Consider the following 12,800-nt stretch of genomic DNA (forward strand, 5'->3'; position numbering starts at 1 on the left):
GACAATTAGGTTTGTTTTTGATTAAAAGTTAAGCACAAAAAAGCCAAGCATCATGCTTGGCTTTTTGCGGTTAGGTAATTGACTAATATCGCTTGATACTCAAATCTTTGCCAATTTTGTCTTGATGAATCGGAAATTCTGACAACTCGTTACACTGCTTACGATCAGCAAAGTAACTTTTTAGAGTACGGCGAATGGCTTCAAACGCCAGTGTATCCCAGGGGATATCTTCTTCGCTAAACAGTGCACAGTCGAGACTTTCTGAGCCAATACCATACGCGCCATCTTTTAGATCGGCTAGATAAATAGAGTAGATCTGCCCAATATCTGGCAAGTCATAAATGCAGTATAGATGCGGATTCAGTACGATGGCATCAGCCTCTTCATAGCTCTCGCGTGCTGCGCCTTCAGCCATGGTCTCGCCATTTTCCATAAAACCTGCAGGTATCGTCCATAGCCCATACTGTGGCTCAATCGCTCGGCGGCAGAGTAGTACTCTATTTTCATGTACCACCAGAGAACCACAGATAACTTTTGGGTTTTCGTAGTGGATATAGTGGCAATTGGGGCATACCAAACGCGGCATATTGTCCGTAGGTGGGATTTTTCGTTCTGCTTCATGACCGCATTGGAGGCAATAGCGCATATCAACTACCTTGTTATAAAAATTATTGTGTATGATGTTTTTTATAGGTTATAAGACCTATATTCTGAAGTGCTGCTGTCATCGTTTCGAGATACGTTAGATACAAGGACGGTGAGACAAGTACCACAAGCAGTAAACTGAGTGAACCTGACGATAAACCTAACTTAAACGTACCTGACTTATATAAGATATTATTCTAAAGAGCAGCTATCGTCTTAAGATAGCACATATTATCGACGGACAGAATCAAGATAACAGTAACGCATCATTTCGCAGATAGGCTGGCCATTATCAGTTAACAGGGTCGTTGTTGAGCATTGATAAGCAATGAATCAGTCACATAAATAGCATGCAGCCACTATTATATTGCGCTAGTCTAGTGAGTGTTCAGTCGTTATTGATGTTAAGCCGCTAATAAAACGGGTGACCGAGACAAATAAAAAGATTGTTGGTTTTATTTATTAGTCGCGATTTTAATAATAGAAAATAAGAAAGATGCTGTTGATACCGCTTAATAACGATAAAAATATAGGGCAATTATAATGTTATTCCCACCGGAGGCTGTGAGCTTCGATAACCTGTCAGTTGCTGTACCTACTTTTATTCGTCATCCTACACTCAGAAAGCTAGCCGAGCGAGTACAGCACGAGACATTGAACGCGCTGACGAGTCCAGCGATGTACGAGAGTAGCAACACCTCACAAAGTACGCGTATTTTGGACAGCTTATATCAGACACCAATTGCTGATGCATCAATACTGGTCGCTATTACTCATGAGCGCAGGCCTAAATTATTATTAACACGCCGCGCCGCCCATATGAACAGTCATGCGGGTGAGGTGTCTTGTGTGGGTGGTAAACATGATCGAGGCGATGGTAATAATGTCGTTACTGCATTGCGTGAAGCCTGTGAAGAAACAGCACTACCACCCAATAAAGTCCAATTACTTGGTCAGCTACCTATCCAAACTTCAAAAAGTGGTATGAGCGTACGTCCAATCGTCGCGCTTATCGCTCCAGGTCTGGTCTTAGTCCCAGAGGCAGGAGAAATATCACGTATCTTTTGGGCAGATTTAGAGTCGTTAGTCACTCAACCAACGGTAGAGTATGAAATTGAGTATAAAATGCAAGAGCAAATGGCTACCATACTGACGCCGAGCTGGCAGGTCGATGGTGAGACAGTATGGGGGCTAACAGGACGGGTAATTGCTAACCTATTAGAAACAGGATTTGATCGACAGCTAGAGTGGTATTACCGCGTCGAAAACAAACGCTGATAAATGTCATCTATTAATAATATAGTCGATTCAATTTAAAAGTAGTACAAGGCAACCGAGTGTAGATGTATATGTGATACTTCAAACGAGGTTAACACAGTAATGCTTTTATAGTGGGATGACTATAATCATCTACTTATAATAATCATCGTTCTTTTTCAGCCACCAGTTCATATTGTCTTGGCGCTTGGCACGAAATGCTTCTAGCTTATGAGCAACGGACGCATTATGCTGCCGTGCAGTATCGAGCGCAAAAAGAATCGGCACCGAAGACAATACACCAAAGCGTATCTTCGATTTTGGTAAGTTCAGCCCATCGCCTATATCATCACCAACTAAGGTACGGGTGACACTTGCATTGACCATTTCGACAAAACGTCCACGGCGATTGTCTTCACCCATCAGCTGACGCGGTAAATCATGCAATGCCTTTGCCAATGGCTGACCCATCTTAAAGTCTAGCTGCTGTATCGATAGATAGGTATAGAGCCATTCCCAACACGCGGCCTCATCTTTTGGTAAGCGATCTAAATCAACGCCCATCCAATAACTGGCAAGATTCCATAGATGTAAGATACCCTCGGCTTCTTCTGTGCTAATACGTGCGCCCAGCAATCGTAGACCGCGCATAATCAGTAACGAGAACTGCAAATGGGTGGCAATCATATCGGTTTGATTGATAGGGATGCCCCAATAGTTGGTATTCCAACTGCCGTCAGGGTTATGATGTTGCTCGGCATTGGGTATCACGCCTGTAGCAGCACTGCCTTTACCTTTGAGTAAGTTTTGCCGTACCAAAGTATGTATTTGACGTACTTGGATCGATTGTCGCCAGCCTTCAGAGCCAATAGCCAATACTTGCTCGATAGGTTTGTTTTGATTGCGTGTGCTCATATTAGATGAGGGGTGTTCAGACACGGCCAAGATATAAGCGTAAGTACGCATCAATCGCGGTAGCGCATCGTGCATCAGTGCGCCTGTCTGAATGAGCGGTAACGAGAGGGCAGGGATGCTATAGCCGGCCATCAGAGCAACATTACGCAATAGCCAAATGAGCATCAGTGGATAGCGCCGATAGGCAACTGCACCTATCTGAGCAAGCTTTGGGTCGAACCAATCAGGATGGCTGCTAAATTGCTCAGTGAGCGCGCTAAATGATGGATTGTTTACAAGGTCGTTGTTCGTAAGTTTATGGTTTGGACTATCGTCAAGAATAGTATGCTGTAAAGGCTTTGCAAACTTTATGTTCTGAGCGGCTAGCGCGTCTGCGAGTGGATCGCCAATATCATAACCTGCCACTATCTCATTTAGTAGAGCAGGCGAGATCGTAAAGTCTTTTGGTAATAAATAACGTTTAATTCGTTTTAAAACCTGCAAATCGCTATGGTCATTGATAGCAGTGGTACGTCCATGACGTTGATAAGCGTTCGATGACTGAAAGTCAGGTTTGTCAGTTGGAGTACTTGCCGTATTGATGATTTTCTTATCCATAGTTATCAAGTACCATTTTCAGAATGAGGACATGCCTTAGAACGTAAAACTTGCATTGCGATAGCTTCGCATCCCAGTCATTCGTAAAAATTACTGGATTGGTTCAATGAATCTAATTGCTGCTGCGTCTTTTGGATACGGCGTTTAGTATCACGAATCTCATCAGATAGAGATAGCAGCCGTGCACGGGCTTCTTTTTCATTAGCAAAATCTAGCATTTCACCATTTTCTAGCTTATCGAATTCTGATTGGTAAGTATCTAGGAGGTGATTGTCTTTGTCTAACTGACTGTTTAAGGCGTAATAATCTAGCCCTTTTTGATTGGCCGCTTGCAATGTGTTGGCCATAGTGATCGGGCAAACGTTGTTCAACTGACGACCACGTCTACCGATGTTATAGGCATTATTGATGGTACAGTATTGTTGCAGACCAAGTTGACGACCGCGCTCCCATGCTTGGTAGTCAGGGGCGACGCTGGCTTTGGCACAGGCTTTTGTATGAGAGGCTAAGCGGTCTGAATGGTAACCTGCCACGCCATCGTTATAGCCGATAGCTTGCCAGTCACCGATGAGACATTCTTGCTTGGAGAGTGTTGCACAGCCTGCTAGCAGATAGATACTACCGAACACAGATAACCCTAATGACAATTGACGCACAACGCGGTGTATAGGTCGGTACATGGTTAGCTCCGATAGCTGTGATAACGATAATAACTATGAACACAAATAAATGATGCTAGCAATCAATCACGTTATGCAGCCTTGTGATTGATTGCTAGGTCACTTATAGATATCTCGATAACGCATATACAAATAAAATAGAGCAGCTTATAAGTGGCATTAATATTAAGCAGTACCACTATAAGCTACTCTATATCTCAAAGGTATTCATTAATGCGGGCGAGTCAAATCGACCGATGTACCGCTAGCATTGTCTTTCAAGCTCATTTTTAGCATGATGTAACCAGCAATACCAGAGACGATTGAACCCATAATAATACCCAAGCGCTCATCAAACATAGTGGTGTCGCCAGCAAACGCCAAACCGCCGATGAACAAACTCATGGTAAAACCAACACCGCACAATAGAGCTGCGCCGTAGATTTGCTTATAGTCCATACCTTTTGGCATAGTTGAGATACCAAGCTTAAAGATTAACCAGCACATGAACATAACGCCTAACTGCTTACCAATAAACAAACCAGCGGCAATACCTAGCGGCACTGAGTGGAATAACTCAGCAAAACCTGCGCCTTCGAGCGAGATACCCGAGTTGGCAAAAGCAAAGATTGGCAAAATACCAAAGGCGACGGTATTGTGTAGATCATGCTCTAGCTCTTCAAGCGGAGAGTGCTCAGGATCAGTGCGGTCGAACATCGGAATAAACAGTGCTAGTACCACACCTGCCAATGTTGCATGGATACCAGACTTGAGTACGGCAATCCACATGATCAGACCGATGAGTAGATATGGCGTGATATTGGTGACGTTACGGCGATTAAGAACATATAAGAACGGCAAACATAAACCAGCTACTGCCAATGACTCTAATGACAACTCACTGGTATAAAATAAAGCGATAATCAGAATCGCACCAATGTCATCAAAGATAGCAATAGAGACTAAAAATACTTTTAGGGAGTTAGGTACACGATTACCTAAGAGACTCAAAATACCAAGTGCAAAGGCAATATCTGTCGCAGCAGGAATGGCCCAACCTTTCCAAAACTCAGGCTCATTGTAGTTAAAGAGCAGATAGACAATCGCTGGCATAATCATACCGCCAAGTGCAGCCCCTGCTGGCAGTATTATCTGTTTGACGTTGGACAGCTCGCCAATGAGTACTTCACGCTTAAGCTCTAATCCAACCAAGAAAAAGAAAACCGCCATCAGACCATCGTTAATCCAGTGATGAGCGTCTTTGGCAATCGCAAACTCACCAATCTGAATGGCGACTGGTGCATGAATAAAGCCTTCATACCAAACATTAAGAGGGGAGTTGGCAATGATCATTGCAGCAATGGCAGCCAATGCTAAGACGATACCGCCTGCTGCCTCAAATTCAAAAAATGCCTTAATCCTTCGTATTGCCATATCATCCTCATTCGCTAAATACAATTTACTAAATAACCTCAAATATCCATCAATGTCTGCGCTACCTATAATTTCGAGGTAGCAAATAGACAGAAACAGTTTCTCATACTCTTATCAATATAGACAACAAAATACGTTGAGCCAGTGCCAACGGTCTACTTTTTTATATTCACAATAGCAATATTATAAAGAGGATTTGACGAGCACAATAGTTGTAAGTCGTTACATCTTTTTAATAAGTCGCTATTTGGCTGAGCATATTCGGAACGTTATTAGACAAATTTAGCAGACTTTGTTACGTTTTTGGCTTTTTTTACGGTTTTATCTTTATAATGAGCAGCGCTGTGCGACGTGTCATTATTTCTTTTGCTAGCACTGGTAAGCTGTCAGCTTATCGATAACGATATTTTAGCTTCAACTTAGAACTCCTTTTCTCTTCTTATCATATTTTGCAGGTCAGTGTCATGGACTTAACTTTCTCGTTAGAGATTATTTTAATGCTTACTGCGGTGGCCGCATTGGCAGGATTTATTGATGCTATCGCTGGCGGCGGCGGGTTATTGACTATCCCTGCCATGCTACTGGCCAACATCCCACCAGTATTGACGCTTGGTACCAACAAACTGCAAGCGGCATCAGGCGCACTAGCGGCGTCTATTACTATGATTAGAAAAGGGGTCGTCAAACCGCAACGTATCAAAGTAGCCATCATCGCTGCTTTTATTGGTTCTGTTATTGGCACCATCGCTGTACAGATGTCACCACCTGACTTGCTCGAAAAGGTCATTCCATTTTTGATTGCTGCTATCGGTATCTATACATTATTTGCCCCTAGATTGGGTGAAGTAGAAGCTGCACCGCGCATCTCAGAGGGCAAATGGCAAAAAGTCGTGGCACCGTTGATTGGTTTTTATGATGGTTATATCGGTCCAGGTACGGGTATGTTTTTTGCGCTTGGTAATGTGGCATTACGTGGTCGTCAAATTATTGAGGCAACAGGCGCGGCTAAAGTATTGAATTTATCGACCAATATCGGTTCGTTAATCTTCTTTATTTTGGGTGGCAACGTACTGTGGAAAGTGGGGCTAGCGATGATGGTTGGACAAACCATCGGCGCCTACTTTGGTTCACATATGGTGGTTAAAGGCGGTAGCAAATTGATTCGTCCAGTGATTGTACTGGTCTGTCTGGCGATGTTGACCAAATATGTGTTTGGCTAATTAGTTGTTGATAGAACCGTATCAACCATGATTATTTACTGATTATTGATCATAAAAAAACCTCAGCCAATTCGACTGAGGTTTTTTATTTTATACATTTCTATCTAGCAAGCGTGGGTTAGCGGCGACGATCAACATCATCGTATTCACTACCCATGATGCCATCGCTAAAGACTTCAGAGAACTCACGCTCATTGTCTTCATCGATATGACCATCAAATACGTCTTTTGCACCAGCGTTAGGATCATTGTAAATAGCCAGATCCATTTTGCCTTCTGATTTTGCCACGATAGTAGTAACAGCAGCATCACCACCTACGTTTACAGCAGTACGTAGCATATCAAGGATACGATCCACACCCAAGATTAGGCCGATGCCTTCGATTGGTAGACCCACTTGAGCAAATACCATAGACAGCATGATCAAACCAACACCAGGTACACCAGCCGTACCAACAGACGCCAGTACTGACATCAAGATGACAGTTAAGTATTCGGTCACGCCCAAGTCAATGCCGTAAATGTTGGCAATAAAGATGGTCGCAGTACCCTGCATGATAGCCGTACCATCCATATTGATGGTAGCACCAAAAGGAACAGTGAACGACGCAACTGAGTTGTTTACACCCATACGCTTGGTAACCGTACGCAAGGTAATAGGAATCGTCGCGTTCGAGCTTGAGGTACTAAAAGCAAAGATCTGTACTTCACGCATTTTTGCCAAGAACGTCTTGATAGACAGACCTGAAGACACTTTTAGTACAATCATCATGGTGACAAAGAAGTGGAAGGCCAATGAACCAACCAATACCGCGACATAACCAAGTAGTGACCAAATCAAGTCTAAACCTAGCTCTGCCATTGCTTTGGTCAATAGCGCAAATACACCATATGGTGCAAGGTTCATGATGATCGTGACCATCTTTAAGATGACTTCGTTGATCAGCTCTAGGCTCTGCACTAAGCCTTTGGCAGGTTTACCTACCATCAGGATACTGACGCCGATCAAAATAGCAAAGAAGATGATCGATAACATATCGCCATTTGCCATCGCGCTGATGGGATTCGATGGGATAATGTTAGAGAATACATCAAGTAGAGGCGGCGCTGACGCAGCTTCAAACTCGGCTTCCGTTCCGATATTCATGCCTTTACCGATACCGAATAGCGAGCCAAGACCAATCGCAGTCGCAATAGCGAGTGCAGTGGTTATCATATAAATAATGAACGTTTTGGTACCAATACGTCCAAGTAGGCGAATATCACCAATACCGCATACACCGCAAATCAGTGAGATAAGCACCAAAGGTACGACCAACATTTTTAGCGAGTTGACAAATAGTTTACCAACAATGGCAAGGAAGCCATTGGTGATGTAAGTGTTAACAAATCCACCTTCGCCGTTCAATCCTGAGTAGTTTAGAAATAGGCCCAGTCCAATACCGAGCACCATGGCAACAATGATCTTGCCCGTCAGTCCCAAATTCTTCCACATAATTCATATCCTTTGTGTGCATAACAGCTTTATAGTAAGTGTTCATTAGCCAACATGATCGTACTTATCAGCCTTACTACAAAGCTTGTTATGACTATTAAGTTCCCGTGATTGTCGCTCGATGTCACATTTTCGTGGACAATATAAAAGAATAGCTAAGGGCACTGCAAGATTTTTTTCTGATTTTATTCTAAATGTACATTCCTCGTTACAACTATGTGCCCATAATATAGTCAATATTTATTCTAAACGGTTTGTTTCCCATATGAAACAAAATATTCATGAAAGAGTTTTTAGGGTAAGCGAATATGTCAAACTATTGATATCAAACCGTTGATTTTAAATTATCCAAATGCAAAGGAAAGAATATGATTAATTAAGCTTGAAATTTCTAATAGACCAAAAAAAGCCAGACTATCGTTTATAGATAGTCTGGCTAATGAAAAGTAAAAATTTTACTATAAAATCTAATAATACTCAGTTTCTAATACTAATATCAAAAACAGCATAGACCTTTAAACTTTATCGTCTTCTTCGCGTGATAAAGGTGATTGGCGTTCTAAAGGTTTGATATCATTATCACTTACTTCAGTATTGATCTCGTCAGGTGGTGCAATATGACGATTATGATTATTGCCCATACGCTCGTTAAGATGTGATTCAGCATCACGATGGCGATGATCGAGTGCCTCTCTCTCAGGCTTTGACTCTTCAAAATCTGTCTGCGAATTTACTTCTTTGACAGTATCTTGCTCACTCACCAACTCTACATCGCCATCACTTTCATAACCATGATTAGGGTTGGCATCACCAGTATGATTGTCTGTGTTTGCAGAACTGTCTAGATCATTAATAGTTGGTTCGTTAGTGGCTAGCTCATCAACGGCAGATGCATCGGTATCCACAGCGATACCGTTTTTACTCTGAGCTTGTCTTTTTAGCTGTGCGTAATCAGTCAGTTGATGAACCGCATTTTCAAGCGCATGTGGATTGTCACGTTCTAGCGCTTCCGATAGATGCTCGTCAAACGTATCGGTCAATAATGAATCAAAACGCATGGCGTTATATTGAATCAGAACTTCTGCTTCTTCTTCAGTAATGCCGCCATTTTGACTGGCGTGTACCACATGGTCTTCAAAGGTTAGACCTTCAAAGCTGTCTTGATGCTCTGCCTTTTTGAACTTCTGCCACAATGGTTCGATTTCGACTAAGGTCTGATAAGCATACTCCATACGACCAGTTACATCGTCTGCATCGGTATTGTAATAAACCATGGTTTTCAGATAATCGCGGAATGGGTTGGCTGCAAAATCATCCATGAAAGTATCACCCAACTGGCGTTTCAGCTCATCGCTCGCTGGGGTAAAGATACGTCCACTTGGGAAAGTCACAAAGCTGACCACATTGGCTGCCATACGATTCGGGAAGTTAGCAAAGAATGATACAAAGGCTTCTTGAATCGTATACAAGCTGTTTTGTAGCGCAACTTCGGCATGTAAGCGCTCAGATTCTGATTTACTACCATGCTCATAGAACTGCAAAATAGCAGTCGCAATAAATAGATGACTATGGATATCTGCTAAACGACCAGAGAGCATCTCTTTACGCTTTAAATCTCCTGCTAGTAGTCCTAATGCCATATCAGCAGTTAGGGCAAAGCTCGCACTTAAGCGGTTAATATGTTTGTAATAGGGACGGGTAAAGGCGTCTGCGAAATTCGGCGCCTTATCGCTACCACCGATATAACCTGCGACAAAGGCTTTGGCGCCACGGTTAAACGTGTAGCCTAAATGTTTGAAGAAAAGGGTATCAAATTTTTCAGTAGCAGCCGCTTTGTCTTCGCTTTGTAGTAACTGAAGCTCGTCGAATAAATAAGGATGACAACGCATCGCACCTTGACCAAAGATCATGAGTGAGCGGGTCAAAATGTTGGCGCCTTCGACCGTGATAGAGACAGGAATCGCTTGATAAGGTGTCGCTAAGAAATTGCGTGGACCCATTTGCACAGCACGACCACCGACCACATCCATACCGTCGTTAACGACGCTACGCATGGTTTCAGTCGCATAGTATTTGGCCATGGCAGTCATAACAGATGGCGTACCACCTTGGTTTAATCCGCAAGTAACCAAATGACGGAATGCTTCTAACATATAAGTGTTACTCGCCATACGGCTAGTAGCGTCCTGTACACCTTCAAATTTACCTACTGATATCTTGAACTGTTCGCGAACTTTGGCGAATGCACCGACAGATAGGTAAGTCATTTCACTGGCTGATGTCGATAGAGCTGGTAGAGAAATACCTCGGCCAACGCCCAAGCATTCCATCAGCATACGCCAGCCACGACCAGCGTTCTCAACACCGCCGATGATGTAATCTAATGGAATAAAGACGTCTTTGCCATCGACCGTACCATTCATAAATGGTGAGCCGATTGGATTATGACGTGGCCCTGTTACAACACCTTCGTGATTAGCTGGAACGAGGGCACAGGTAATGCCGTAATCGGTCTTTTGAGGATTGCCAAGTAGACCTTCAGGATCGTGCATTTTAAATGCTAAACCAACGACAGTGGCGACAGGTGCTAGGGTAATCCAACGTTTAGAGAAGTTCATGCGTAAGCCAAGCACTTGCTTACCTTCGTGCATACCGTAGCAGACTACACCTGTATCAGGAATGGCACCTGCATCAGAGCCCGCTTCAGGCCCAGTCAAACCAAAGCAAGGTACTTCGTCACCTTTGGCAAGACCTGGCAACCAGCGCTGCTTTTGCTCGTCCGTACCATAATGCATCAGTAGCTCACCAGGGCCGAGCGAGTTGGGAACCATACAGGTCACAGCGGCAGTCGGCGAGCGCGAAGCGATTTTACTCATTACACGGCTTTGGGCATAAGAGCTAAATTCTAAGCCGCCAAATTCTTTTGGAATGATTAAACCTAAGAAACCATTACTTTTAATAAATTGCCATGCCTCAGGTGATAGGTCTTTATCTTTATGCTGAATTTGCCATTCATCAAGCATACCACATAAGGTTTCTACTTCATTATCAATGAAACTTTGCTCTGCTTCTGAAAGCTGCGGATAAGGATAATTGGCAAAGGTATCCCAGTTCGGCGCACCCATAAACAGCTCTTTTTCCCACCAACTAGTACCCGCATCAAGCGCTTCACGCTCTGTATCACTCATACTCGGCATCGCACCGCCTAGCGCTTTATAGACAGGCTTAGTGATTAACGATTGGCGAAGCGGTGCAACGAGTAAGACCAAACACAGTAGCGCCATTGGTATACCCAGAATGAGCGACCATGGGCTGATAATTGCGGTGACGATAACCGTAATCAGGGCGACGATGCTACCGGTGACCCGTGATAAGGACAACAAAAAGATGGCCAAGACCACGGCTAACTGAATGATGACTGCCAAAATAAACAAGCCAATTGCCATGACTATCTCCTTTAAAGCGCTGAATAAAAAATGCGAAAAGTACGTGAATGAAAGAGCTAACTATAATTGTTTTTCGTCTTGCCATTCACTGTCTTACAAGTAAATCGAATGATTTGTTAATCCATAAATGCTCGGTTTTACGTCTCTTAAGTACTAGTATTAACGGTCTAGTAAGTAATTGACAAATAAATGACAAGAATGGCTACTAATATGAAACAGTTGTCGATAACTATCAAGAGCCAAAATGCTACGCTCTGTCGATGATATGTATCAAAAATAATTGTTTGCAGATTCATCATATGTCTAGTTGGAACACGTAGCCAGCTATTATCGAAAACTTGTCAAAGAGCTAACCAAAAGGGGCAAGGCAACTCTCGGCATAAGACAAAGTGTCGTTACGTCCGACGATGATGTGATCGACAAGCGAGATATCTAGTAGGTCACAGGCTTTTTTTAGCTCATAGGTCAATAAGTTATCTGCCGTTGATGGCTTGGCATCGGTATGAGGATGATTGTGAGCGATGATAAGTTGGCTAGCAGCATGGCTTAGTGCGTGTCGCAATACATGCTTGATGCAGACCGAGCATGATGAGATACCACCCGTGAATAATATCTCAAAGTTTAAAAGGTTCAACGCATTATCGAGACAAAGTACGGCAAACACTTCACGATGCTCACCGCGCAACTGAGTACTGATATAGTCTTTGACCGCTTGTGAGCGTCCTAGTGCTTGTCCAGTTTTGAGCTGACTATCCAGATAGCGCGTACCCATCTCAAGTGAGGCTAATATTTGGGCGTACTTTGCAGGGCCCATACCATGACAGGCAAGAACCGTCTTTTGAGGGGCGGCTAATAGCTCGGCTAAGCTACCAAACTGATCAATCAAATGCCGCGCTAATTCAATCGCTGATTGAGACTGAGTACCCGTACGCAAAAATATGGCCAGTATCTCGGCGTCAGACAAATGAGCTGCACCAAATTTTAAAAGTTTTTCGCGTGGCCTGTCATCCTCATGCCAGTCTTTGATCGCCATGGTCACTCCTTGAAAATGGGTTGATACTTGTTATCTGAGATAGATACGGAAAATCTTACCCAATTTATCTCATAATTGTTACTATAAGCGCAATTTTAT

General features: G+C 43.2%; 9 protein-coding genes. 2 read left to right on the plus strand and 7 right to left on the minus strand.

The window, feature by feature from the left end; genetic code table 11:
- Positions 1-82: 82 nt before the first annotated feature.
- The gene (locus tag FQV37_RS12890) at positions 83-646 is read right to left on the minus strand and encodes an NUDIX hydrolase (RefSeq protein ID WP_160023549.1); all 564 of its coding nucleotides are present in this window, start codon (positions 644-646) and stop codon (positions 83-85) included.
- Between the two features lie 542 nt (positions 647-1,188).
- Here FQV37_RS12890 and FQV37_RS12895 point away from each other — a divergent pair.
- Positions 1,189-1,923, plus strand: a complete 735-nt coding sequence (locus tag FQV37_RS12895) for an NUDIX hydrolase (RefSeq protein WP_160023551.1) — start codon at positions 1,189-1,191, stop codon at positions 1,921-1,923.
- Between the two features lie 132 nt (positions 1,924-2,055).
- Here FQV37_RS12895 and FQV37_RS12900 read toward each other — a convergent pair whose 3' ends face one another.
- The 3 genes from FQV37_RS12900 to nhaA form a co-directional block, all read right to left on the minus strand.
- On the minus strand, positions 2,056-3,414 hold the full coding sequence (locus tag FQV37_RS12900) for an oxygenase MpaB family protein (protein WP_160023553.1): 1,359 nt from the start codon (positions 3,412-3,414) through the stop codon (positions 2,056-2,058).
- A gap of 77 nt (positions 3,415-3,491) precedes the next feature.
- The gene (locus tag FQV37_RS12905) at positions 3,492-4,094 is read right to left on the minus strand and encodes a DUF2799 domain-containing protein (protein ID WP_160023555.1); all 603 of its coding nucleotides are present in this window, start codon (positions 4,092-4,094) and stop codon (positions 3,492-3,494) included.
- A 210-nt stretch (positions 4,095-4,304) separates the two neighbouring features.
- Positions 4,305-5,507: a Na+/H+ antiporter NhaA gene (nhaA, locus tag FQV37_RS12910; protein WP_102091810.1), complete on the minus strand. Its 1,203-nt coding sequence runs from the start codon at positions 5,505-5,507 to the stop codon at positions 4,305-4,307.
- A 464-nt stretch (positions 5,508-5,971) separates the two neighbouring features.
- On the opposite strand from nhaA, the gene FQV37_RS12915 reads away from it, so the two are divergent.
- Entirely contained in the window at positions 5,972-6,727 is a 756-nt protein-coding gene (locus FQV37_RS12915) for a TSUP family transporter (protein WP_057761611.1), read from the plus strand.
- 118 nt (positions 6,728-6,845) lie between these two features.
- Here the strand turns inward: FQV37_RS12915 and FQV37_RS12920 are convergent, their stop codons facing one another.
- The 3 genes from FQV37_RS12920 to radC form a co-directional block, all read right to left on the minus strand.
- Positions 6,846-8,222: a dicarboxylate/amino acid:cation symporter gene (locus FQV37_RS12920; protein WP_057761609.1), complete on the minus strand. Its 1,377-nt coding sequence runs from the start codon at positions 8,220-8,222 to the stop codon at positions 6,846-6,848.
- A gap of 515 nt (positions 8,223-8,737) precedes the next feature.
- Positions 8,738-11,668, minus strand: a complete 2,931-nt coding sequence (locus FQV37_RS12925; RefSeq protein WP_160023557.1) for an acyl-CoA dehydrogenase — start codon at positions 11,666-11,668, stop codon at positions 8,738-8,740.
- 349 nt (positions 11,669-12,017) lie between these two features.
- A complete protein-coding gene (gene radC / locus FQV37_RS12930) occupies positions 12,018-12,701 on the minus strand; it encodes a RadC family protein (protein ID WP_160023559.1) in 684 nt (227 codons plus the stop codon).
- Positions 12,702-12,800 lie beyond the last annotated feature (99 nt).

Origin of the sequence: Psychrobacter nivimaris, from assembly GCF_009812035.1 — a bacterium.
In the GTDB taxonomy this organism is placed as follows: domain Bacteria; phylum Pseudomonadota; class Gammaproteobacteria; order Pseudomonadales; family Moraxellaceae; genus Psychrobacter; species Psychrobacter nivimaris.

What these genes read in the sequence shown, in the direction of transcription:
- FQV37_RS12900 (WP_160023553.1), bottom strand. Translation starts at nt 3,414, where the DNA reads ATGGATAAGAAAATCATCAATACGGCAAGTACTCCAACTGACAAACCT.
- FQV37_RS12905 (WP_160023555.1), bottom strand. Translation starts at nt 4,094, where the DNA reads ATGTACCGACCTATACACCGCGTTGTGCGTCAATTGTCATTAGGGTTA.
- FQV37_RS12895 (WP_160023551.1), top strand. Translation starts at nt 1,189, where the DNA reads ATGTTATTCCCACCGGAGGCTGTGAGCTTCGATAACCTGTCAGTTGCT.
- FQV37_RS12920 (WP_057761609.1), bottom strand. Translation starts at nt 8,222, where the DNA reads ATGTGGAAGAATTTGGGACTGACGGGCAAGATCATTGTTGCCATGGTG.
- FQV37_RS12890 (WP_160023549.1), bottom strand. Translation starts at nt 646, where the DNA reads ATGCGCTATTGCCTCCAATGCGGTCATGAAGCAGAACGAAAAATCCCA.
- radC (WP_160023559.1), bottom strand. Translation starts at nt 12,701, where the DNA reads ATGGCGATCAAAGACTGGCATGAGGATGACAGGCCACGCGAAAAACTT.
- nhaA (WP_102091810.1), bottom strand. Translation starts at nt 5,507, where the DNA reads ATGGCAATACGAAGGATTAAGGCATTTTTTGAATTTGAGGCAGCAGGC.
- FQV37_RS12915 (WP_057761611.1), top strand. Translation starts at nt 5,972, where the DNA reads ATGGACTTAACTTTCTCGTTAGAGATTATTTTAATGCTTACTGCGGTG.
- FQV37_RS12925 (WP_160023557.1), bottom strand. Translation starts at nt 11,668, where the DNA reads ATGGCAATTGGCTTGTTTATTTTGGCAGTCATCATTCAGTTAGCCGTG.